At 45.5% G+C, this 25410-nt stretch carries 17 protein-coding genes and 1 pseudogene; all 18 read left to right on the top strand.

The window, feature by feature from the left end; genetic code table 11:
* Nucleotides 1-93: 93 nt before the first annotated feature.
* Nucleotides 94-1545, top strand: a complete 1452-nt coding sequence (locus DXC01_RS02745; RefSeq protein WP_118698193.1) for an NAD(P)/FAD-dependent oxidoreductase — start codon at nucleotides 94-96, stop codon at nucleotides 1543-1545.
* Nucleotides 1545-2825 carry an NAD(P)/FAD-dependent oxidoreductase gene (locus tag DXC01_RS02740; protein ID WP_118252422.1) on the top strand — a complete coding sequence of 427 codons (1281 nt, stop codon included), beginning with the start codon at nucleotides 1545-1547 and terminating at the stop codon, nucleotides 2823-2825. Before DXC01_RS02745 ends, DXC01_RS02740 begins: the two co-directional genes overlap by 1 nt.
* A 4-nt stretch (nucleotides 2826-2829) precedes the next feature.
* Nucleotides 2830-3225 (top strand): DUF1667 domain-containing protein, encoded by a 396-nt coding sequence (locus DXC01_RS02735; protein ID WP_022215630.1) that lies wholly within the window; start codon nucleotides 2830-2832, stop codon nucleotides 3223-3225.
* 92 nt (nucleotides 3226-3317) lie between these two features.
* Entirely contained in the window at nucleotides 3318-4547 is a 1230-nt protein-coding gene (gene hemA, locus DXC01_RS02730; protein WP_118698192.1) for a glutamyl-tRNA reductase, read from the top strand.
* Nucleotides 4537-5010: a precorrin-2 dehydrogenase/sirohydrochlorin ferrochelatase family protein gene (locus DXC01_RS02725; protein ID WP_022215628.1), complete on the top strand. Its 474-nt coding sequence runs from the start codon at nucleotides 4537-4539 to the stop codon at nucleotides 5008-5010. The genes hemA and DXC01_RS02725 overlap by 11 nt, the downstream gene beginning before the upstream one ends.
* On the top strand, nucleotides 5000-5911 hold the full coding sequence (hemC, locus tag DXC01_RS02720) for a hydroxymethylbilane synthase (RefSeq protein WP_118698191.1): 912 nt from the start codon (nucleotides 5000-5002) through the stop codon (nucleotides 5909-5911). The genes DXC01_RS02725 and hemC overlap by 11 nt, the downstream gene beginning before the upstream one ends.
* The gene (gene cobA / locus DXC01_RS02715; protein WP_118698190.1) at nucleotides 5908-7416 is read left to right on the top strand and encodes a uroporphyrinogen-III C-methyltransferase; all 1509 of its coding nucleotides are present in this window, start codon (nucleotides 5908-5910) and stop codon (nucleotides 7414-7416) included. Before hemC ends, cobA begins: the two co-directional genes overlap by 4 nt.
* 5 nt (nucleotides 7417-7421) lie before the next feature.
* The gene (gene hemB, locus DXC01_RS02710) at nucleotides 7422-8405 is read left to right on the top strand and encodes a porphobilinogen synthase (protein ID WP_118698189.1); all 984 of its coding nucleotides are present in this window, start codon (nucleotides 7422-7424) and stop codon (nucleotides 8403-8405) included.
* Nucleotides 8405-9682: a glutamate-1-semialdehyde 2,1-aminomutase gene (gene hemL / locus DXC01_RS02705; protein ID WP_022215624.1), complete on the top strand. Its 1278-nt coding sequence runs from the start codon at nucleotides 8405-8407 to the stop codon at nucleotides 9680-9682. The genes hemB and hemL overlap by 1 nt, the downstream gene beginning before the upstream one ends.
* 64 nt (nucleotides 9683-9746) lie before the next feature.
* A complete protein-coding gene (locus DXC01_RS02700; RefSeq protein ID WP_118698188.1) occupies nucleotides 9747-10325 on the top strand; it encodes a LytTR family transcriptional regulator DNA-binding domain-containing protein in 579 nt (192 codons plus the stop codon).
* A 257-nt stretch (nucleotides 10326-10582) separates the two neighbouring features.
* On the top strand, nucleotides 10583-18736 hold the full coding sequence (locus DXC01_RS02690; RefSeq protein WP_118698187.1) for a Cna B-type domain-containing protein: 8154 nt from the start codon (nucleotides 10583-10585) through the stop codon (nucleotides 18734-18736).
* Nucleotides 18733-20649, top strand: a complete 1917-nt coding sequence (locus DXC01_RS02685) for a SpaH/EbpB family LPXTG-anchored major pilin (protein ID WP_118698186.1) — start codon at nucleotides 18733-18735, stop codon at nucleotides 20647-20649. Before DXC01_RS02690 ends, DXC01_RS02685 begins: the two co-directional genes overlap by 4 nt.
* Complete coding sequence (locus tag DXC01_RS02680) at nucleotides 20650-21504, top strand: class C sortase (RefSeq protein WP_118698185.1); 855 nt, start codon at nucleotides 20650-20652, stop codon at nucleotides 21502-21504.
* Nucleotides 21501-22343, top strand: a complete 843-nt coding sequence (locus tag DXC01_RS02675; RefSeq protein WP_118698184.1) for a class C sortase — start codon at nucleotides 21501-21503, stop codon at nucleotides 22341-22343. Before DXC01_RS02680 ends, DXC01_RS02675 begins: the two co-directional genes overlap by 4 nt.
* On the top strand, nucleotides 22340-23071 hold the full coding sequence (locus DXC01_RS02670; protein WP_118698183.1) for a hypothetical protein: 732 nt from the start codon (nucleotides 22340-22342) through the stop codon (nucleotides 23069-23071). Before DXC01_RS02675 ends, DXC01_RS02670 begins: the two co-directional genes overlap by 4 nt.
* 189 nt (nucleotides 23072-23260) lie before the next feature.
* Nucleotides 23261-24370: a lactonase family protein gene (locus tag DXC01_RS02665; protein WP_118698182.1), complete on the top strand. Its 1110-nt coding sequence runs from the start codon at nucleotides 23261-23263 to the stop codon at nucleotides 24368-24370.
* 292 nt (nucleotides 24371-24662) lie between these two features.
* Nucleotides 24663-25073 carry an IS200/IS605 family transposase gene (tnpA, locus tag DXC01_RS02660; protein ID WP_202029957.1) on the top strand — a complete coding sequence of 137 codons (411 nt, stop codon included), beginning with the start codon at nucleotides 24663-24665 and terminating at the stop codon, nucleotides 25071-25073.
* A gap of 55 nt (nucleotides 25074-25128) precedes the next feature.
* Nucleotides 25129-25410: pseudogene (locus DXC01_RS20485) on the top strand (RNA-guided endonuclease InsQ/TnpB family protein); the annotation flags it as partial.

The raw sequence follows: 25410 nt of genomic DNA, 5'->3' as shown, positions 1-25410 counted from the left end.
GCACATACTGGCGTGAAGAGGAGAGCCTGACAGGAAATCCATGAAAATGGGTTTATTTGTCAGGCTCTTTTATATATACAGAAGGTTTTTACAATGAATAAATACGATATTGCGATTATCGGTGCGGGAGTTTCCGGTACGGCGATTGCACGGGAACTGTCCCGTTACCGGATAAAGGTATGCGTACTGGAGCGGGAGGAAGATGTCTGCTGCGGAACCTCCAAGGCGAACAGTGCGATCATTCATGCAGGTTATGACGCAGAGCCGGGATCACTCAAAGCAAAACTGAATCTTCGGGGAAATCAGATGATGGAGCAGCTTTCCTGTGATCTTGATTTTCCATTCCGAAGAAATGGTTCACTGGTTTTGTGCCTGGATGAAAAAGACCGCCCCGGTCTGCAGAAACTTTATGAGAGAGGAATCCAAAACGGTGTAAAGGGACTTCGAATTTTAAATAAAGAAGAAATAAGAAAAATGGAGCCGAATGTTTCTGACCAGGCTGTGGCGGCATTGTACGCACCCAGCGGAGGAATTGTATGTCCATTCAACATGACGATCGCACTGGCAGAAAATGCCTGTGCAAACGGAGTGGATTTTTATTTCAATACAGAAGTGCACAAGATCACACGGGGAGAAAAAAACTGGACGATTGAGACAACAGAGGGAATTTTTGAGGCAGACTGTATTGTAAATGCGGCAGGAGTTTATGCAGATAAATTCCACAACATGGTCAGTGAAAAGAAACTTCATATCACTCCGCGAAAAGGAGAATACTGTCTTCTTGATAAAGCTGCGGGGACACATGTAAGCTGGACGATTTTTACCCTTCCCGGCAAGTTTGGCAAAGGAGTTCTGGTCACACCAACCATTCACGGAAACCTGCTGATCGGGCCAACAGCCACAGATATAGAGAATAAAGAAGGAATCAATACCACCAGAGAAGGTCTGGAACAGGTTCTGAAAAAAGCATCCGAAAGTGTCAAAAACATTCCGGTCCGTCAGGTGATCACTTCTTTTGCCGGACTTCGAGCACATGAGGACGGAGACGATTTTATTATAGGAGAGACGGAAGAAGGATTTATCGACTGTGCCGGAATTGAATCACCGGGCCTTTCCAGTGCTCCTGCGATCGGAGAAATGGTTGCTGACATTCTGAAGAAAAAATATGATCTGAAAGAAAAAGAGGATTTTCTTTCCACAAGAAAGGGAATTACCGATGTATCAAAGTTTTCACTGGAAGAACGAAATGCGTGGATTCGACAAAATCCGGCTTATGGAACGATTGTCTGCCGCTGTGAGATGGTGACAGAAGGTGAGATCATAGATGCGATTCGAGGACCTCTGGGTGCCAGATCACTGGATGGAGTGAAACGCCGTACCAGAGCAGGCATGGGACGTTGTCAGGCAGGATTCTGTTCGCCGCGTGTTATGGAGATTTTAGCCAGAGAACTTGGAATTCCCGTGGAAGAGATCACAAAATCCGGAGGCAACTCTGGAATCATAAAAGGCAGCAACAAAGATTCTTTTGGGGAGGACGGCAAATGATAAAAAAATATGACATTGTGATCATAGGCGGCGGTCCGGCAGGACTTGCAGCGGCTATTTCAGCGAGAAAAAACGGAATCGAAAGTACTCTGATTCTGGAGCGGGACAAAGAACTGGGAGGAATTCTGAACCAGTGCATTCATAATGGTTTTGGGCTTCATACCTTTGGAGAAGAACTGACCGGACCGGAATATGCCGACCGTTTTATTCGTCAGGTCAGAGAACAAAATATAGAATACAAACTGAATACCATGGTCATAAACATCAGCAGGGAAAAAGTTATCACAGCGATGAACCGTGAGGAAGGCATGTTTCTGATTCAGGCAAAAGCGGTGATTCTGGCAATGGGCTGCCGGGAACGTTCCAGGGGAGCACTGAATATTCCGGGGTATCGTCCGGCGGGAATTTATTCTGCGGGGACGGCACAGAGACTTGTAAATATAGAAGGGTATCTTCCGGGAAGAGAAGTTGTCATCCTTGGCTCCGGGGATATCGGACTTATCATGGCCAGGCGTATGACACTGGAAGGTGCAAAAGTAAAAGTGGTAGCAGAGCTGATGCCGTACTCCGGCGGGCTTAAGCGGAATATCGTGCAGTGTCTGGATGACTTCGGAATCCCGCTGAAACTCAGTCATACTGTGGTAAATATTAAAGGAAAAGAACGTGTAGAAGGAGTTACTCTGGCACAAGTCGGAGCGGATGGAAAACCGATTCCGGGAACGGAGGAAGAATATGCCTGTGATACTCTGCTTCTTTCAGTAGGCCTGATCCCGGAGAATGAACTTTCCAGAGAGATGGGAGTGGAACTGAACCGTGTCACATCGGGGCCGGTAGTCAATGAGAGTCTGGAGACGAATATCGAAGGGGTGTTTGCCTGCGGAAATGTTCTGCACGTTCATGATCTGGTAGATTTTGTATCCGAGGAGGCAGCAGCGGCAGGAAAAAATGCGGCAGATTACATAAAATGGCAGCAGCCAGTGGAAGTTCCGGAACAAAAGCAGAATCGGACAATTATTCTGGAATCCCGAAATGGAGTTCGCTATACTGTCCCGGCAGTGATAAGACCGGAGCGCATGCCGGAAGAAATGACAGTCCGTTTCCGTGTGGGAGCTGTTTATAAAAACTGTTATATCAGCTGCTATTTTGATGAAGAACGTGTTCTTCACAAAAAACGGACAATTCTGGCACCGGGGGAGATGGAACAGATTAAACTGACAAAGGAACAGATTTTAAATGCTTCATCACTGAGAAAAATCAGCATTCTGATTGAGGAGGAATAAAGATATGGAAGAAAAAAATCTTACCTGCATCGGCTGCCCGATGGGCTGTTTCCTCACTGTAAAAATAAAAGACGGAGAAGTACAGAGTGTAGAAGGCAATAGCTGTAAGCGGGGAGCCGTCTATGGAAGAAAAGAAGTGACCAATCCGACCAGAATTGTGACAACAACCGTTCGTGTATTAAATGGCACGGAAAAGGTCGTTTCCGTCAAGACAAAAGAGGATATTCAAAAGTCCAGAATTTTGGACTGTATCCGGGAATTGAAAGAGGTCACTGTTACTGCTCCAGTAGAGATCGGAGATGTGGTTCTGCATGATGTGGCAGGAACCGGTGTGGACATTGTTGCAACGAAAAATATTTCTGTTTCCATTGACATTACAGGGTCAAACGACTATCATTAAAACAGTATGTTTTTCTGTAGGCACCTCTTGCGGATTCGACAGATTTTTACAGAAAAAGATACAGGAGGAACACAAAGGAGAACAGAAATATCATGACAATATCCATGATAGGGATAGATCACGACAGAGCACCGGTAGACGTCCGTGCCCTGTTTGCATTTACGAAGAAAAATGCCGGAGAGGCAATGGAAAAACTGAAAGAAAAAGCAGGCATCCACGGATGCATCATCCTGTCTACCTGTAACCGCCTGGAAATCTGGGCGAGCCATGAGGATGAGCAGGAACTTTCTTTATACCAGTGTCTCTGCGAGCTCAGAAATATACAGGATCCTTCTTATGAAGAATATTTTATTTCAAGAGAAGATAAAGAAGCGGTTGAGCATCTTTTTTATCTGGCAGGAGGTCTGAAATCACAGATTCTTGGAGAAGATCAGATCCTTACACAGATCAAGGATGCACTCAATCTTGCGAGAGAACATTTTACCACGGACAGTGTGCTGGAAGTCCTTTTCCGCATGGCAGTGACCGCGGGCAAAAAGATCAAGACAGAAGCTCCGCTTGCACATGGAAATCCGTCTGTGATCCATCAGGCAGTCAGCAGTCTGCGGGAACAGGGATATGACATGCATGGCAAAATCTGCATGGTTATCGGAAACGGAGAGATGGGTAAGGTTGCAGCGCAGACTCTCCGTGATGCCGGAGCGAATGTCACCGTAACCGTCCGTCAGTACAGAAGCGGAATGGTGAGCATTCCGATCGGATGCAGCAGGATCCATTATGGTGAACGAATGAACTTTCTGCCGAAATGTGATGTAGTAGTCAGTGCGACAGCCAGTCCGAACTATACACTTCGCAGAGAACTGTTTGATGATATCACGCTTACGAAACCACTGCTTCTTCTTGACCTTGCTGTGCCGAGGGATATCGAACCGGCACTTGGAGGAGAAGAGGGCGTTACCTTATATGATATGGACAGTTTCCGCACCGAGAGGATCTCTCCGGAATCCATGGAGAGCATCACAAAAGCCGGCGAGATCGTCAGGGCACAGATGGATGAATTTTTCCAGTGGCTGGATGGCAGGGATGTGATCCCGAGGATCCAGGAGATCAGGGAGGATGCAGTGCAGGATCTGAACCTGCGTATCCACAAGATCCTCAAGAATACACCAATGGATGACTCCGACCGTGCAAATCTTCTCAAAGCAGTAGATACTGCAGCAGGAAAAGTGGTCAACAAACTTATTTTCGGACTCCGGGACAGTCTGGAACAGGACACTTTCCTGGAGTGCGTGGCAGGATTGGAGAAATTATATGAAGAATAAACGTTTTTTTCCAATGTTCGTAGATCTGTCTGACAAGAAAATCGTAGTGGTAGGCGGAGGGAACATTGCGACCAGGAGGATTAAGACTCTTTTGCAGTTTACCAGGAACATTACCGCAGTAGCTCCAAAGACAACGATGGAGCTTCATGAACTTGGCAAGGCAGGATTCGTAAATCTGATCAACCGTCCGGTGAAACGGTCTGATTTTGCCATGGCATTTATGGTGATCGCGGCGACAAACGACTGGAAACTAAACGATGAGATCTATCGAGTCTGTAAGGAGCAGGGGATCTACGTCAATGTCGCAGATGACAAAAGCAAATGCGATTTTTATTTTCCGGGGATCTACATGCAGGACGAGGTTGTTGTGGGAATCACAGCGAGCGGGCTGAACCACAAGAAAGCCCGAAGAGTCCGTGTGGCGATCCAGGAGGCAATGGAGGCATCAGACAATGAAGAATAAGATCACGATCGGCAGCAGGGAAAGCAAGCTTGCAGTGCTGCAGAGTGAGATGGTGAGGGACTACATAACCAAGCATAATCCAGATCTGACAGTAGAGATCCTGACCATGAAGACAACGGGTGACAAGATCCTGGACCGCACCCTGGATAAAGTAGGCGGCAAGGGACTTTTTGTAAAAGAACTGGATCACGCACTTCTGGAAGGAAGGTCAGAACTTTCTGTTCACAGCCTGAAGGACATGCCGATGGAAGTGCCGTCAGAACTTCCTCTGCTGGCTTTTTCCAGAAGAGAAGATCCGAGGGATGTGCTGGTACTGCCGGAGGGCGTAACAGAACTTGACAGATCCAAACCGCTTGGCTGTTCCAGCCTTCGCCGGACCCTGCAGCTTCGGGAGTTATATCCGGATATGGAGGTCGCAAGTGTCAGGGGAAACCTTCAGACAAGACTCCGCAAACTGGATGAGGGACAGTATTCAGCCCTGATCCTTGCGGCGGCAGGACTTAAGAGACTTGGACTGGAATCCAGAATCAGTCGGTATTTTACAGAGGAAGAAATGCTCCCGGCAGCAGGTCAGGGAATCCTGGCAGTACAGGGACGTACCGATGTTGACTATGCATTTCTGGACGGCTACTGTGATGCAGATGCATGGAGCGCAGGAAGTGCAGAGCGTGCTTTTGTACGTTTTCTGGACGGCGGCTGTTCTTCTCCGGTGGCGGCGTTTGGTGTGGTCGAGGGAGAGGAACTTTTCCTTCGCGGACTGTATTATAATGAAGAAACAGGAAACTGGTTCAAGGACAGCATCCGCGGAAAGCGCGAGGACGCAGAGGTACTTGGCATCGCGCTTGCAAAACAAATGAAAGAATCCGACAGAACAAAGACGGATAAAGGTGAGGCAGAATGAAACAGGGAAAGGTATGGCTCGTAGGGGCAGGACCGGGAGATATCGGTCTTTTTACACTCAAAGGAATGGAGGTTCTCTCCCAGGCAGAGGTTGTCGTCTATGACAGTCTGGTGGGACAGGGCGTACTTGCAAAAGTACCTTCTTCTGCAAGACTCATCAACGTAGGAAAGCGTGCAGACAAGCACACCATGCCGCAGGAGCAGATCAATCAGGTGCTCCTTGAGGAAGCGCAGAAGGGATACCGTGTCGTGAGACTGAAAGGCGGAGATCCGTTCCTGTTCGGAAGAGGCGGAGAGGAGCTGGAACTTCTGACTGCCAATGGGATCCCGTATGAAGTGGTCCCGGGCGTGACCTCTTCGATCGCTGTGCCTGCTTATAACGGCATTCCGGTAACGCACAGAGATTTCTGCTCTTCCGTCCATATCATCACAGGACATAGAAGAGCAGGTAAGGAATATGACATCGATTTTCAGGCACTGGTCAACACAAAGGGAACACTCGTATTCCTGATGGGGATCGCTGCTCTGAATGATATCTGTCAGGGACTTCTGAATGCAGGAATGGACCCGGAGATGCCGGCGGCCGTACTGCAGAAGGGAACAACTTCCGACCAGAAAAGAGTCGTTGCCACAGTTGCAACCCTCAAAGAAGAAGTAGAGCGTCAGGGTATCGAGACTCCGGCGATCATCGTAGTTGGTAAAGTCTGCCGTCTTTCTGAGGAATTTGGCTGGTATGAGAGACTTCCGCTCGCAGACTGGAAAGTCCTTGTGACACGTCCGAAGGGCAGAAGCTCCCGCACAGCAGATGAACTTCGAAGAAAAGGTGCAGAAGTCCTGGAACTTCCGTCCATCCGTACCGTGGCACTGGAAGACCAGAGCGCACTTTATCAGGCACTTGATGAGATCAGCGAGTATCAGTGGCTGGTATTTACTAGTCCGACAGGGGCAGAGATTTTCTTTGAAGAAATGTTCTCCATGAAAAAAGACATCCGTTGTCTTTCTTCATTGAAGGTGGCAGCGATCGGACAGGGAACATCCAAAGTTCTGGAGCAGAGAGGCATTCTGGCGGATCTGATCCCGGAAATTTACGATGGAGACTCCCTGGGAGAAGCACTGGCACAGACCCTGCATGGCGGCGAAAAGATCCTGATCCCGCGTGCCTCAAAGGGAAATGCAAATCTGGTCAGGATCCTTGAAGAACACGGTGCCAGGGTGGACGATGTACCGACCTATGATACCATCTATGACAAAAATCCTCTGATCGATGTAGCAGCAGAGATCACGAGGGGCGGTATCGACTGCGTGGTATTTACCAGCGCATCTACCGTCAAAGGTTTTGTAGAAAGCACAGGACTTTCTGATTATTCAAATGTGACAGCAGCATGTATCGGCAAACAGACAAAAGCAGCAGCAGACAGCTATGGAATGAAAACATATATGGCATCCAAAGCTACGATCGACGATTTGACGACACTTGTTGAACAGATAAAAACAGATAAGGAGTGATAATAATGGATCTGATTCAAAGACCAAGAAGACTGCGTGGCAGTGAGACTCTGCGCAAAATGGTAAGAGAAACAAGAATTGACAAATCTTCTCTCATCTACCCTCTGTTTGTAAGAGAAGGACAGGGGATCGAGGAGGAGATCCCGTCTATGGAAGGACAGTTCCGCTACAGTGTGGACCGTCTCCCGTATGAACTGGAACGTCTGACGAAAGCCGGAGTCAGCAACATCATGCTGTTCGGTATTCCGGATCATAAGGATGAAGTCGGAAGCGGCGCTTACGACGAAAACGGAATCGTACAGAGAGCACTCCGTGAGGCAAAAAAACAGTTCCCGGATCTCTACTATATTACAGACGTATGCATGTGTGAGTACACTTCCCACGGACACTGCGGTGTTCTATGCGGTCATGAAGTAGAAAACGATGCAACTCTGGAACTGCTTGCAAAGACAGCTCTTTCTCATGTTGAGGCAGGTGCGGATATGGTAGCACCTTCTGATATGATGGACGGACGTGTGCGTGCGATCCGTGAATGTCTGGACAAAGCAGGACACAAGGAAGCACCGATCATGTCCTATGCAGTAAAATATGCATCTGCTTTCTACGGACCATTCCGTGATGCAGCTGGTTCCGCTCCGGCATTTGGTGACCGCAAGAGCTATCAGATGGATTACCACAACCGCCGTGAAGGAATGAAAGAAGCCCTGACAGATATCGAGGAAGGCGCAGACATCATCATGATCAAACCTGCAATGTCTTACCTTGACATGGTATCAGAAGTTTATAAGGCAACCAATGTTCCGATCGCAGCTTACAGCGTCAGCGGTGAATATGCAATGGTCAAAGCAGCAGCCAAGATGGGCTGGATCGATGAGGACAAGATTGTGTGCGAGATGGCAGCAAGTGCTTACCGTGCAGGTGTTTCTATTTATCTGACCTACTATGCAAAAGAACTTGCCCGTTTTATCGATGAAGGGAGAATTGGATAATGGGAAGATCAGAAGACTTATTTGAGCGTGCAGTCAAAAGAATCCCGGGCGGCGTCAACAGCCCGGTAAGGGCTTATGGTGCGATCGGAATGGCTCCGCGTTTTATCGAGCGTGCAGATGGCTGCTATATTTATGACGTGGATGGAAACAAATACATCGACTACATAGATTCCTGGGGACCGATGATCCTCGGCCACAACTTCCCGGCAGTCCGTGAGAGCGTGCTCAAAGCCTGCGAAAACGGGTTAAGCTTCGGCTGTGCGACAGAGATCGAGGTCGAGATGGCAGAATTTATCTGCGAGCATATCCCGCATGTGGAGATGGTTCGTATGGTCAATTCCGGTACAGAGGCCGTTATGAGTGCAATCCGTGCCGCAAGAGGTTTTACAGGAAAAGACAAGATCATCAAATTTGCAGGATGCTATCACGGACACAGTGATGCACTTCTTGTAAGTGCAGGTTCCGGCGTGATGACCAGCGGAGTTCCGGACAGTGCCGGTGTTCCGAAGGGATGCACCCAGGACACCATGACAGCAGTTTACAATGATCTGGACAGCGTCAGAGCACTTCTCGAGGAAGCTCCGGATCAGGTTGCGGCCGTGATCGTAGAGGCGGTTGGAGCAAACATGGGCGTTGTCCCGCCGAAGAAAGGATTCCTTGAGGGACTTCGTACTCTGTGCGACCAGTATGGAACACTTCTTATCTTTGATGAGGTCATCACAGGATTCCGTCTTGCATTTGGCGGGGCAGCAGAATATTTTGGCGTAAAACCGGATATGGTTACTTACGGTAAGATCATCGGCGCAGGAATGCCGGTCGGCGCTTACGGTGGAAGAAAAGAGATCATGCAGATGGTTTCCCCGGCCGGTCCGGTTTACCAGGCAGGTACCTTAAGTGGAAACCCGATCGCCATGGCAGCAGGACTGACACAGCTCAAATATCTTTATGAACATCAGGAAGTTTATAAGGATCTGGAAGCAAAAGGTCAGAAACTCTATGGAAGCATGGAAGAGATCCTCAAGGAAACAGGAAGCCCGTACCAGGTAAACCATGTTTCTTCTCTGGGAAGCATCTTCTTTGCGACAGAGGAAGTAAGGGATTACACTTCTGCAAAAGCTTCCGACACAAAGAAATTCGCAGAGTATTTCCTGCACATGCTGAAAAATGGAATCCACCTCGCACCGTCACAGTTCGAGGCAATGTTCCTTTCCACAGCACACAGTGATGCCGTGATTGAGGAAACTCTGGACAAAGTCAGAGGCTTTTTTACAAAATAAAAACTGAATAAGGATTAGGATCTGTCCGCAGGAACTCATTTTATTTATTTTTGGGAGGGCACTTATGTTTCGGATCGCAGTATGCAGCAGTCAGACGAACGATAAGAACGAAACCAGCAGGACCATACAGAAATGGATAAAACGAAATATCACAGCAGATGCAGAGCTCTGCCAGGTGGAAAGTGTAGAAGAACTTCAGAACATCATGGAAACACAGCCGGATAAGTATAACTTTTGCATTATGGATATGCCTGCCCTTAAGAGTGCTTTTGAGGCGCAGACAGAGCAGAAGAAGCATCCATTACTGATCCATGGGACAGATTCGATCCGACATATTTTTGTGGAAGATATCATGTATGCAGAGAATTCCCTGCGGCGCATCACTTACACGCTGTACAACCGGCAGAAGATCATCAGTGTCCGGCGGGCGGGAAGTTTCGAGAGCGCAGTCGGGGAAATTGCAAAGGCACAGGCTTTTATGCAGCCGCACAAGTCTTTTTTTGTCCAGCTCCGGTACATTTCCGAACTGGGGACAGATCATATCCTGATGGCAGACGGCAAGAAGATCCCGGTAGCACAGAGCCGCCTGGTCACGGTACAGAGCAGGTATCTGCATTATCTCACACAAAGAACGAAAGCATGAATAAAAACTCCACAGACTGTTTGATAAAAACGGTCTGCGGAGTTTTTTTATATGCATATCGTGGTCTGCGCAGAAACAAGGCGCAGTGCGCAGAATCAAAGAACAAGAAGTGTATAAAATCTGCTATGATAACACTACAGAAGAAAAAGAGATGCGTGACCGCTTCTTCAGAGTACCTGAATATTTTTTTGGAAAATGCCTGATGAGTTTTTCGGCAGTTCTTTGAAAATCAAACAGCAAAGGAAGGAGAGGTGGCGTTGAACGGTAAAAAAAGAATCACAAAGATACTTGCCATGATAATCTGCCTGATCTTCTGCACCAACCAGGTCGCAGTTTATGGGGCGGAACTTGTTTCGTTTTCCGATGGGGTGGAAGAGCAGGGAGAGATATCATCTGCAGGCATAGAAGAAATGGATTCTTCAGAGACAGAAGAGGAGGTATCAGCTGACAACAGTCCGGGTGATTCAGAAGGGACGGAGATTTCGGAGGAAGATTTTTTAGATAACAGCACAGAAGAGAATCCACAGGAAATGCAGGGCGATGGATCTGAAGGCACTGCGGATGCTGCGATTGAAGATGATCTGCAGGACAGTACAGAAGATGTGCAGGAAGAAGTTTCCGATGCGTCAGAAGAACTGTTTCTCTCGGAAGAAACGCAGGATGTTTTTTCGGCAGGAGCTGACAATATCCCAGCCTATTCATCCGAGATCAGCCAGGATATCTACTGGCAGGACAACAACGAAGGCGCACAGGCGGGACGTCTGAGTGCAGACGAGTATGCAGCGTGGTTTTATCAGTACGGCAAGGTGGAGGTGACATATCAGGATTCTGACAAGACACAGAAAACACAGATCATGAAGGTGAGTGAACTTCTGGTGAATGGTCAGAGCGGGATCACGATGGAAGATCTTGAGGGAACCGGACATTATGTGATGCATTTTGCACAAGATTCACTGAAAGGAAGTCTTTCCGTTACAGGAAGCGATGGCCAACTATTTAATGCGACGATTCAGACGATCACACTTCTCCCGCCGGATCCGGAGACAGACAGAGACTATCCACAGGATGATAAGCTGGCACAGAATTATAAGTTTCTGAATGTTCCGGACGAGAAAGTGAGGGAGGAATACACCTCTAATAAAAATATCGGGTTTGGATGGTATTACATCAAAAAGATGGATGTTACTACACATGTGGAGATCCGCTGTGGCGATATGAGCTGTGGCAGTGATCTGACAGATGCAGTACAAAAGGAACTGTATCTTCAGTATCAGAAAAAGAATCAGGATGTGAACACCATTTCCAGTTCGCTGGAACAGACTCGAAATGCACAGGTAAAAGAACAGAAAGACGGAAGCAAAGTTGTTTCCATGGACATCACAGTTTCCGGACTGCCGCAGTATCGTATTGACGGCACGGAGATCCTCTATGATATCCGGGAAGGTGATTCGCAGGATTATCGCCTGAACAGCTATGATCCGGGGGAGGGAGATTATTTTAGCATTGATTACAACAACACAGATCTCTCCAATCATGGCACAGATACTACAGCGGTTTATAATGGTGGAACGATCATCCTGACGCGGCGCGGCACGGCTTCCTATCAGGCAGAGAAAGAATGGAAGGATGCGGAGGACTGTACAGAGCGGCCGGAAGTATCTTTTACCCTGTGGCGTTACAGCAAGCGGGGGGATGCGAGTTACCGGAAGGCATCTCAGGTGAAAAACAAAGAAGGGGATACGCTGAAATATGTGATCCCTGCAAACAGCACTGAAGACAGCCAGAAGATCACGTTCGAATATTTGGCGAATCCTGGAGCAGGAAGTGTATGCCTGACAGAGCAGGAAGCCCTGCCGAAATATGATCCCGAAGGATATCCCTATGTGTATTTCACACGAGAACGCATGGAGAATAATGGAAAGTATGAGCAGGTTCTCGGGAAGATTACTTACAAAAAGAATGGAGACTTTGCGATAAAGGATACTCTTCCAGATGGAGTTACCCGTGAAAGCACAGACAAAAGCATCTACAACGACGGCACGGTCAGCAACGTTCTCACCGGAACGGTAACGGCTGATTACACTAAAACCTGGCGTGCTCTTGCCTGGCAGGGTGAGCTTACGGATGTGCGGGTAGAATTTGCGCTGCAGGCCAAACATGTTGAAAGTTATGGAACAGATGATGACCAGTGGTACACAGTACAGGAAAACGATGCAGATGTGACACAGAGCCTGTCTGGATTCGACGAGGAAATGACCTCCATGTCCGGGAGCAGAAGCATGCCGAAATATGACAAACTTGGACATGAACTGGAATACCGATGGATAGAGATTGGAGTATATCAGGGAAATGATACCACGAATCTGCTTAAGAAAGATGCAGATTCCGGGAATGCTTCGTTTGTCCTGACGCAGAAAAACAAAAAAGTTTCTTATACTTCTTCTGTGGAAAGTGTGCTTAAGGAAGACGGAAGTTATCATTCCGAGATCGTCAACCAGATAGAGCGAAAGGTAAATTACAAAGTTGTCAAAAAATGGCAGGAGGCCGAAGGCAATGAGACAGAAGCACCGGAAGATGCGAAGATCACACTGGCACTGCTTCGGCAGGATTCCACCAATCAGGTAAAAGAACTTGGCACACTGACTCTGGATGGAGAGAAGGACAGTGTGGAAACACAGATCCAGGATGAAGAAGGGAATGTGATCCGTGCGGCAGAGACAGAAAGCTGGCAGGGGGAATTTCTTGATCTTCCTCTCTATGATAAGGACGGACGCTGGCACGATTACCTTGTAGTGGAAAAGGACACAGATGCTTATCGTGTCATCTACGGCGAGGTTCAGTTTGATGAAGAAACTTTAACTTATTACAGGGAGATCATCAACCGTCCAGGTGCTGGGAATTTTCAGTTTATCAATGTCCGGAAGGAATGGATCGACGACAGCGACGCGGAGCATCGTGGTGACGTGACATTTACGATCTATCAGCGAATCGGAGAAAATGAGTTTCAGGAAATCCAGACAGTGACGCTTAAGGCACTGGATTTCTGGCAGAAACAGGTGGAGATCCCAACGGATCTTGATCTGAAAAATATCCTGGTGTTGGAAACGTCTGTTTCACATACCGGCAACAACGGAGAAGCAAAAGTCCCCTGTGATCTGTCATCCAACACTGCCAGAGACTATAGCGGTGAAGAAATGGAACAGATCTGGAAACGCTATCAGGACAGTTCTTCCGCGCAAAATCCGGCGATTTATTATCATTCGGATGAACACTGGTATCGTGTCATGTTCCAGACGAAAAACATCGAGGGGATTTCCTATTATACCATCACAAACCAGAGACTTGGAAGAATCCTTCTGGATGTGACAAAAGAATGGATCGATGGTGACGGAACCAGAAGGACCGAACTGCGAGAAGCTCTTAAGACGCAGGGGCTTGGTCTTTATGCGAAGCTGATCTGTGACCAGGCAGGTGTGATAGATTATCAGAAAGGGACGATCAACACCGGAACAGGTGAGCACGCTCCTGTTGATGCAGATGGAAAAACAGTTTCCATGTATCAGGAGATCAGCATTGACACGGCGGTAAAAAATCAGAAATTTTATTTCTATGATCTTCCAAAATACGATGAGAACGGATCTGTCGTTCACTATTCCGTGAAAGAAGTCTATGCAAAAAAGACTCCTGACGGCAGTTATCAGGAACTTTCCCTGAATGAATTAAAACAGACCGGGATCACAACAGAATACACTTCCCTTACTTCCAGTAAGTATCAGGTAGGAGATTCCCACACAAAAGACCAGCAGCATTTTTATCTGAGAAACAAACTCAGCGGAACGAAGAAGGTAGTCTTCCACAAGCAGTGGAAGGATCATTATCGTTTCGAAAAAGGCGACCGCCCTGACATTTATCTGAATCTTTACCGTCAGGTGCATGAAGCAGATGGAAGCGTGAAACTGGAGCTGTTTTACAAAGATCATCTCTGGCGGCCGACAGAAGAAGGAGACAGCCATTATGACTGGACTGTCGATTTTGACAATCTGCCGAAGTATGATGAGTATGGATATGAAATTTTGTATTATGCGCAGGAAAAAATGCATGTCAACGCCGAGCTTTTTGATTACACAACGGTGGAATATCTTGATCCGGAAAAAAATCTGATCGGAAATGAGGAGGGATTTTTGGAAGAAGTGACGGAGGACACCCGTCTGGCGCAGCTGTCTGATGGAAGCTGGATTCTTGGTGAGAACGGAACTTTTGTCAATCGCTTGAAGGAAGATATTCGAATCGAAGGCAAAAAGATCTGGGGAAATGTCCCGAGAGGTTTTGACAAAGCGGTACTTCCAAAAGCAACCTTTACCATTTACCAGAAACTGGAAGAAGAAAAGGGAGAAGGCAGCGAATGTGCATCCGTTACGATCAAAGACTGGTCGAAACAGTATGTCAATGCAGCATACCGTTTTCTTCTGGAATATATGGGTGAAAACCGTAACCGGATCGATACAGATGCAGATGGCAGACAGAAACTGACTGCCGAAAGTGCAGATGGAACAGATCAGAAACTTCCTCTTTATGATAAGGATGGAAGACGATATTCCTATACAGTCAAAGAAACCATGGAGGGGATACCGAAAGACCGGGAAGGAAAGGTGTTTTTACAGCCGGAGATCCATAACTTTATGGTAGAGAATTTTTATGAAAGTGAGAAAGGAAATCTCACCGTTAAGAAAATTCTGGAGGCAGAAAAGACAGAAGAAGAAAAATATCCTTCTGTAACCTATGTTCTGACCCGTTGTTATATGGGAAAAGACGAGAATGGAAAAGATGTACTGAAGCGGGATATATCCTTCAAAAAGATGTTAACGCTTGATTATAATGAGTTTTCTCCTGTTGGAAAAGATACAGGATTGGCATCCGCAGAAGGAACGTTTGAGGATCTGGAAATTTATGCACCAAGTGGCGAGAAATTTCAGTACAGAATTGAAGAGAAAAAAATATCAGAAACTTATGACAGTTACAGTCTTGCCTTTGCAAAGCCGGGAAACCGTGACAAAGCTGGCAGACTGATCCGGGGACAGACCGGAGATCAGCTACAGGGAGAAGAAAATCCACAGGAATATAGGGTAGAGAATCTGTATGCTTCGGATGATGAAGAAAAAATTCCAGATGCGACGTTTAAGAATGTTCTCAGCGATGACAGAATTGTGATCGAAGGAACCAAAAAATGGGATGACAACAATAACCTTTTTGGTTTCCGTCCGTCTGTGGATGAATTGAACAGTCAGGGACTTATTTCGTTTGAAGTGATTCGTTATGCAGAGGCACAGCCGGGAATGAGAAATGCCATCGGAAGTGCACTATATCCATTAAAAGTTGTTGATGAACAGGGACATAAACCATATCAGATTGTCTGGGAAAAAGTGAAAGGAAAAAACGACAGATATCTGTTTCAGATTACAGGAACAGATGGAGAACTGGAAAAGTATGCACCAAATGGAATGCCATGGAAATATGGTATTCGTGAAATATATGCAAGGGACAAAGAAGATGGACTTCCGGGTTATCGCGACAATACGAGAGATTACTGGTGTTATTTTTATGGAAAAAAATATTTGCTGAAAGAAGATAAAACTTATGAAGCAGAGGTAGCAGAGACAACCGTTACCAATCATGTCCGGGTAGTGACTGCACGGATTGAAAAGAGATGGCGTACACTGGATGTGAAGCATAAAGATGCAGAGAATGCAGACCAGGTATTTTCTGAAAGACCTGAAAATATCACAGACAAATCAGATATCCGGGAATCTACGGGAGCAGATTATCTGGGATATTACCTGTCATTGCAGTTTGTATTGCAGGGAAGGGTAAAAGCCTGCTATAACGCGCAGGGAGAAAATGTTGCGCTGGAAGAACCTTCTTCCTGGATGGGACTGAAAGAATTATTTAAAGGAAGCAGGAAAGAAAAAGGCTTTGCACAGACACGACCGCTTCAGGAAATTCTGAAAGATCTGGTACAGGAAGATGCATCTGTTACAGTATCTGAAAATGGCGTGAATGTTATTTTGCAGGGGTATATGAAAGATAATACATGCTGGATGCATAAGCTGCAATATCTTCCGAAATATGCAAAAGGTGGAGCTTACAATAAAGAAGGCTGTTATTATGAACTGGAATACAGGCTATGTGAAGAAAACATTTCTTTCAGGCAGTCGAAGGATGCGGAAATCTTATTTAAAGTGGATTTAAGTAAGGCATCACTTTCAGAAACACCAGATGGCATCTTGAATGAGATCATCAGCCGCGGAACAGGAAAATTTGATCCATTTTTTGTGATGGGATTTTTTAGAGGAACTTCCGGTACGGATTATTCCTATGGAAATCACGAATCAGACAGTTTATCTGTCTGGGCAAATGCATTTCCGGTTACGAGACTGAAAGTGAGTAAGGTATGGAATGATACCAGTAACGTGTATGGTACCAGGGTATTAGACAAAAATGGAAACTGGACGGTGAGCTTTGCAGTACAGAGGCGGGCAGTTAAACTGGAAGCTGGATCAACCTGGAAATCTCCCTGGCAGAATCTGTCTTCCACGGATAAAACAGGAAACAAAACAGAAGTCAGAATCACTTTGAGCGGCGAAGACAATGTAGAGGCAGAGGACATCAATGAGAAATCAACAGAACTTGGAGGGCTTCCTGTCTATGGTATTGAGAGTATTGACGGAACATATCAGGTGGTTCGATATGAATACCGTGCAAGAGAACTTAATACAGATGGAACAATGATTACTGAGCCAGAGGGAGAAACTTCTGTAAATCATGCGTATTCTGGATCTTTTTCAGGTGGGATTTATGATGTGGATTATCAGGATGGAAAGAAAAAGAATAATGAGACAGATGGTGACTGGAGATATCGTTATATAACTACAGTTATAAATTCTTTTGATCCGACCGTGCGCTATGCAGAGAAAAAATGGGATTTGTCCCAAATTCCGGAAAAATTCCGAGATGAATGGAATTGTCCGGAAATCACGTTGGAAATTCAGTATCAGAAAGCAGATGGAAGTTATCAGTCTTTCAGCAAGAGGGCAATTGTGGTGCTGAATGGAGAAAAAGATAGTGGAGTAACACAGGATACTTCGAAGGATGGACTGCTTCCGGCATATGGAGAATACGATTCCTGGAAAGCCATCTGGAAGGGGCTCCCGGAATATATTCCGGGATCTGCCACGATAAAAGAGGATGGAAAGGATGTCACTGTCTATCACGTCAGAGAAAATCATGGCGGATACTATCAGGAGGAAGAGAAAAATACAGCAGAAGGCAAAGAAAGAAACGGTGAAACGGAAAAGACGGCGTTTTGCTTTGTTAATACGCCTACAGAGATTCAGGCATCCAAAACTGCAGATCTTGGTGAAACAAAGAAGTTTAACCTGAATGACCGTATCTTCGGGTTTACACTTACGAATAATGGAAAAGTTCAGGGAACTTATCACGCAGTGATTGCTACGGAAACGGAGAAAGAAAATGGAACAGCAGTAGTAACAAAAGAGCAGAAAGATATTACTGTTGGCAGGGAATTTTACCTCAAAAACAACCAGACCATAACCATCTATGGACTGCCAATCTACGGGAATAACGATGGAAAAAACAAGATCACATATTATATAGAAGAAACAGATTCTTCAGGAAAGAAAAAAGAAGATGGAAAGGATTCCGGATATGTACCGGGATTCCGTACCGAAATTGAAGCAGAAAATACAAACCTTTCTAACTCCGTCAGTGGAAAAAGTGGCGGAGCACAATTTGCAGATACAAAAGAAACACATCCGTCATTTGCATTCAGAAATATTCTGGAAGGCAGCATTGAAATCATCAAAACAGACGGTACCGGCAAAGCACTTCAAAATGTAGAATTTTTGCTGCAGTACAGAAAAGATGATGGAAAAACAGACGAAGACAGTGAAGCGGAATACCGGAATCTGGATGCAACTGTGTGCAGTAACAGAAATCTGGTGCGAAACAACGGTATTGCAAAAACAGATAAAAATGGCCGAATTACATTCCGGGGTCTGAAACTGGGTTACAAATATCGCCTGACCGAGATCAGGCCACTTGCAGGAACCCAGGGACTTGAAAATCCGATTACGGATATAGAACTTCCAATGCTTCTGGAAACGAAATCTGGAAACGAAATCAAACCAGTAGCAGAAACTCAGGGCAGGTTTGTCTATGTAAAACTGAAATATAAGATTTCAAATAATACATTCACAATGCCGATGACCAGCGGAAACGGTTTCTTCTGGCCAGGTATTCTGGGACTTATTGCTACAGGTATCGGAGGTGCGTTCTGGATCAGCAGTGGAAGCAGAAATAGAAACAGCAAAAAGAAGGGAGAGTATGCAGAATGAAAAAAGGAATTCTGAAATTTTTGGCTGGTACGGCGGCCATCGCTACGTTGATAGGAGGAGCACCGCTTTCTGTGCAGGCAGCAGCGACAGATACACCAAAGGCGACACTAGTGACAGATAAATATTATAAAACATTGCTTGGAGAGGAGGATGAAGAATCGGAAGCTCCATCTCTGACACTTAAAAAATACAAAAATGGAAGTGAAAGTAAGGACCCTATTGATGGAGTAGAGTTCAGATATGCAAAAGTCGGTGATCTCTATCAGATCGTAGATGGAAATAAAATTTCCATGGCGTATGGTGTGGAAGCTGCGTTTGCAGCTACGTTTAAAATCACTGCAGCAGCGGATTATCACATAACTGAAAATGGCGATATGTACTATTACAAAGATATTAACGAAATTAATACACAATATTTGCAGAGTATTAATTTACAGACAGAGACTTCATTGAAAGAATATATAGGAGGAACTGCTTTTACTTCTGTAACAACAGGCTGTGATGGAAATGCCAGTGGCACAGCTAAGATCGAAAATGCGGACTATGGTCTGTATGCTGTAGTAGAGTGGAGCTCTGCAAATGCGAGTATTAATGGAGAAAAGGTATCCCTGACGAATATTCAGAGTCCTTTCCTCATTGCACTGCCTACGTATGTCACTACAAATGAGGGAGAAGCTTACTGGGAAAAAAATGTAACAGCAGAGGTCAAAAACAGCACCGACGAACCGGAAACAGAAAAGAAGATTGTGACAGCAAACGAAGATAAGACAGATGGAAGTGAAAGTGTAGACGATACAGACATTACTTCCATTGGAGACACTGTTCATTTCCGTCTGAAAGGAACAGTTCCGAATATTCCAACCGTAGCCAATGGAAATAAGGAACAGTTCAAAAAATATATTCTTGTGGATAACCTGAGCAAAGGTCTGACACCGGAAACAGAGGAAGATGGAATTCAGTTAAAAAATGTAATTGTACGTACAACAAATAATAATTATTCACTGGAGAACACCGATGAGGTACAGTATTATACTACAAAAGTCGAAAATTATACCGGAACAGAACCGGAATATATAGGTGGCAAGACAATTGCTGTTACCCTGACAGAAGAAGGCCTTAAAAGGATCAGTAACTGGGCAGCAGCTGATGCAGAGGAAACAACAAAGGAAATCTATTTCTATTACACGGCAGTAGTAAATGAAAATGTAAAGATCGGACCAGATACTCAGATCAGCGAACCGGCAGGAAACCCGAATGAAGTAAAACTCCAGTATAAGATCGGCAGCAGTGCAGACATGGAAACGGATTGGGATAAAGTTACAGAGTATACATTTGGAATCAAAGCAGATAAACAACTGGCAGGAAGTGCAGCAGCGGTAACAGATTCCAATAAAAACGCGATCACGTTCGTTCTTTATTCCACAAAAGATGGAAAGGCAGAAACAACAGGCAGAACCTATTATGAAATGAAAAAAGTAAGTGATGGTGTTTACCATGTAACTTCCAAAACAGAAACCAGTGCAGAAAACAATACAAAAATACATCCGGCAGCAGGCGGTGCACTGAATATCAAAGGTCTTGAAGAAGGAACATATTTCCTTGAAGAGCTTAGTACCGTTTCAGGCTATAATCTCCTCAAGGCACCGGTTAAGATTAAGATTACAGCAAAAACAGGAAACAATACCTATGTATTGGATGGAAAAGAAGAGAATAACAATCAGTATATTGGAACAATCAGCCAGGATGGCAACACAGACGGTATCTTCAAAGTAACGATCAACAATATCAAAGGCTTCGAACTTCCATCTACCGGCGGCAGCGGTATCTGGTTCTTCGTTCTGGCAGGTGCGTTTGCCGTGGCAGCAGGATGTGGCTACTATTCTATGACCATCCGCAAAAACCGTGCAAAATAAATGAAGACTAGGAAAAAACGCCCGCTTCTGGTCCCAGGATTTCTGATCGGAACAGGTATACTTCTGATGGCATATCCTTTTTTCAGCAATTCTCTTTATGAGCACAGGCAGGAGGAAGTCATCTACGAATATCAGAAAGAAACCGACAAAATGGATACAACACAGATCCATCAAATGCTGAAAGAAGCAGAAGAATATAATGTAAAACTGAAAAACAGAGAAGCCGTTCTGACAGATCCTTTTGACCCGGATCTTGCTGTGGATGGAACAGAAGAAAAACAGTATGAACATCTTCTGGATCTGGAAAGTGACGGGATCATGGGGTATATAGAGATCCCGGAGATCAATGTATTTTTGCCCGTGTACCACGGCACTTCACAGGAGGTGCTGCGAAAGGGTGTTGGGCATCTTGAGAACACTTCTCTGCCTGTAGGGGGAAAGGATACGCACTGTGTCCTTTCTGCCCATACAGGACTTTCTGACAAGAAACTGTTTACAGATCTGGTTCTTCTGAAAAAAGGAGATCTTTTTTATATACAGGTTCTGGACCGGCATCTTGCCTATGAGGTGGATCAGATCCGGGTCGTCAGGCCTGAGGATACGTCACTTCTTCGGATCATTCCGGAAAAAGATCTGGTAACGCTGGTAACCTGTACACCCTATGGCATCAACAGCCATCGGCTCCTGGTAAGAGGACATCGTGTCACAGAACAGAAGAATCCGCAGAAAGCAGCCAGGAAAAAGCAGACGGCAAGTCTGTGGATGCGGCAGTATGTGCTTTCGATCCTGATCGGCATGGCATTTCTGATGGTCTTTCTGACAGGGCTGTTTCTGTACAGAAGGAGGAAGATGTGAAAAGACAGAGACTGATTTTTTTCCTGTTTCTTCTGGTGGGGATGGGATTTTTGAACTATCCGTTTGTCAGTCAGTGGGTAAATCAGAGAAACCAGAGCAAAGTCATCTATGAATATGAAAAAAAGGCAGAGAAACTGTCGGACACCGGGAAACAAAAACTTCTGGGCGAAGCCAGAAACTATAATTCAAAACTTCGCGCAGGCAGAGTACTTCCGGGTGACAGTTTTGGAGGTGGCGCAGAAGAAACTTCTGCATACAGAGAATATCAGAAACTTCTGGATGTCTCCGGAGACGGGATCCTGTGTTATCTGGAAATTCCGTCGATCGAGGTCTTTCTGCCGGTTTTTCATGGAACTTCGGAGCATGTTCTGGAACAGGGGGCGGGACATCTGTTTGGTTCTTCACTTCCTGTCGGGGGAGCGGGGACACATGCTGTGATCGCGGCACATACAGGAATCGCGACCAGGATGTTTTTTACAGATCTGGATCAGATGAAGACGGGAGATCTTTTTTTCCTGAATGTTCTGGGAGAAAAGCTGGCGTATCTGGTGGACCAGATCGTTACCGTGACACCGGACCGCACAGATCTTCTGCGGATCGAAGAGGGAAAGGATCAGGTGACACTGGTGACCTGTACTCCCTATGGGATCAACTCACACAGGCTTCTTGTAAGAGGAAAGAGGATTCCATACCGGGAAGCACAGAAACGTGCAGAACAGGCAAAAGAATCCGGATTTCTGATCTGGAGAAAAAGAGTTTTTGTACTTTCCATACTGTTTCTGGGAGCAGCAGGATTCTGGCTCCTTAAGCCATCAAAAAGGAAGGAGGAAAAAGGTTGAAAAGAAAAAATAAAAAGACAGCAGGCGTTTTTCTCCTTGCTGTGATCCTGATATTTGTAGTTCTTCCGGCTGTTTCTGTGGATGCGGCAGAGAGAAAGGGAAGCATCACGGTTCAGCTGAATGAGATCGGGACAGATCGGGAAGGCACTGCACTGGAATGTTTTTATGTGGCAGAGCAGAAGGAGAATGGCTGGCATCTGACAGAGGCGTTTGAAGGCTGTAAGGTAACTCCCTGGAATCTGTCAAGATCCACAGATTACAAAGAAGCGGCAGAAAAACTTTCTTCCTGGGTGACGGCGAAGAAACTTTCGGCAGAAACAAGGATGACAGACGCAGATGGAAAACTTGTTTTTGAAGATCTCAATGAAGGAATTTACCTCATCCGCCAGAAGAACGGGAAAAAAACCTACGGGGTGATCGCGCCGTTTCTTGTCTGTGTCCCAATGGAAGAAAATGGGGAGATCCTCTACGACATCCACACAAAGACAAAGGGAGAAGAGATCCAAAAGATCACTCCCACACCGGTGATATCTGTTACACCATCGCCATCTGTAACATCCACAGCAGCATCGTCTTCTTCCGGAAATAATCCTTCTGTAAAAAGCAGCTCTTCAAGTGTGAAAACTGTAAAAACAGGAGATGACACGGCGCTCTGGGTATTCTGGGCACTTTTGATCCTGGCAGCAGGTGGGACCGTCGGCATTCTGTATTACAGAAAAAAACATTGAGTGGAAAATAAAGTACATTAAGTATAAGATAAAATACATTTCCTCCTGAATGCTAACTTGTTCTTGGAATTGGATTGTGATATAATAAGGACACCTGAGGTTGCTGGAGTGAACAGTAACCACTTAAGTTCATGCAGAGCACTGTCTCTGCGTGGACGACGACAACGCGCGATTTTAGGAGGCAATATCATGGGGAATAAGAAATATGTAGCCTATGTGGGAACATATACCCACGGCAACAGTAAAGGTATTCAGGTTTACGATGTAGATGTTGAGAAAGGTACTCTGAAAGAACGGAGCGAAGTACAGGTCAGCAATGCATCTCATACGGCAATTTCCAAGAATGGCAAGTTTTTGTATTCCATCGAGGACGAAGGTGTGGCAGTGTTCAAACGTGACGAGAACGGTGACCTGACCCGCATTAACAGAGTCAGCATCGACGGAATGAGAGGATGTTTCCTGGCAACAGACGTGGACGGCAAATATCTGTATGTGGCAGGATACCATGACGGCAAGGTGACGGTTGTACATACACGCCGCGACGGAAGTCTCGGACGTATCATGGATGGTGTTTATCACAAGGGACTTGGAAGCGTTGCAGAGCGTAACTTCCGTCCACATGTAAACTGTGTACGTCCTACACCGGACAACAAATACCTGTGTGCAGTTGACAACGGCATCGATCAGGTCAAGATCTACCGCATCAACAAGAGACAGCATAAGCTGGAACTGGTCGACATCCTCCGCTGCCCGAGAGAGAGCGGTCCTAGGATCATCCGTTTCAGTGCAGACGGCAGATTTGCATATATCCTGTTTGAGCTGAGCAATGAGATCAAGGTTTACAGCTATGACGGAAGCGGCAGTACTCCTGAGTTTGAACTGCTCCAGAGTGTCAGCACACTCAGAAAGCCGAATGACGAGGATGCGATCCACAATGCGGCATCCGGACTTGCACTTGCACCGGACGGCAGGCATCTGTTCTGTACAACTGCCGGAGAGAATTCGGTTTCCATGTATGAGATTGACCATGAGACCGGACTTCTTGAGAAGAAGTTCAATCTTCCGATCAGTGGCGATTATCCGAAGGATCTGGTAATCTTCCCAGATAATAAGCACATCGCACTTGCGAACCATGCAAGCAACTCTATCACTACGTTTACTGTAGACTATGACAAGAATATTATCGTTATGAATGATAAACCCCATCATATTGAGACACCAAACTGCATCCATATCTGGCCGGTACCGGATGAGGTAGCAGGAGATGTACATATCGACGAAGACGAAGAAATAATGTAAAGGAAATGTCGCAGTAATGATTTTTTAAATCATTACTGCGACATTTTTGTTGTTTGAAAAATATCAGATATTTATTCTTTTTTATATGTATTTGTGATTTTAGGATGATAAGCGGGAATCCTCGGCAATTCAATTACCGAGATGAAAGCGTAGAATTGTGCATATCTGCACATGGAAATAATATAATAATCCCTTAACTCCTTGATATTAATGCCGTAACCGGCATACAATTAATCGAAAATATGTTCGATTTTTTATTGTGTGTTTCCAGTTGTTATGTTATACTATATGTATGAAAGAAAATCTAATACATTATAGAACTTGTGTATGTAATATTAACTACCATATGGTATGGTCAGTGAAATACCGGCAGAAGATATTAACACCAGATATTGAGGAATACCTTCAGGAACTGGTGCAGCAGATTGCTGAGGACAAGGGCTTTGCCGTTCATTTATTTGAATGTGGTGAATGTGACCATGTCCATTGTTTTGTATCAGCTCCACCAAAGCTGTCTATAACAGCAATTGTCAAGTATCTGAAGGGAATCACCGGCAGAAAATTATTCGAACGTTTTCCGGAAATAAGAAACCAGCTATGGAAGGGAGAGCTGTGGAACCATTCCTATTATGTGGAGACAATCGGATCAGTATCTGAAGAAAATATCCGCCGTTATATTGAACATCAGAGCAAATCGTATTAAATCAGGGTGGAGTGTAAAACTCCATCTGCATAGCTGTCTGAAGGAGGGGAGAGGAATGCTGCTGTCACACAGAACATCGTTAAAGATCTGTCCGGAATATTCCAACATTATAGGGCATATGTGTTATGCGGCTTCCAAACTCTGGAATGTCTGCAACTATGAACGCCATCATTATAAAGAACTGGGACTGAAAAAGTATCCTGACTGGTATTATCAGAAAAAAGCACATAAAGGAGATCTGTGGTACAGACAGCTGCCATCACAGACAGCGCAGGAGACCTGCAAGCAGTTGGACAAAGCATGGAAATCTTTTTATGTCCTAAAAAAGACCGGAGGA

This window comes from Blautia sp. OM07-19 (genome assembly GCF_003481595.1).
Taxonomy (GTDB): Bacteria; Bacillota; Clostridia; order Lachnospirales; family Lachnospiraceae; genus Blautia_A; species Blautia_A intestinihominis.
The sequence above is the reverse complement of the archived record's forward strand: the minus strand, read 5'-3'. Positions and strand labels throughout refer to the sequence as shown.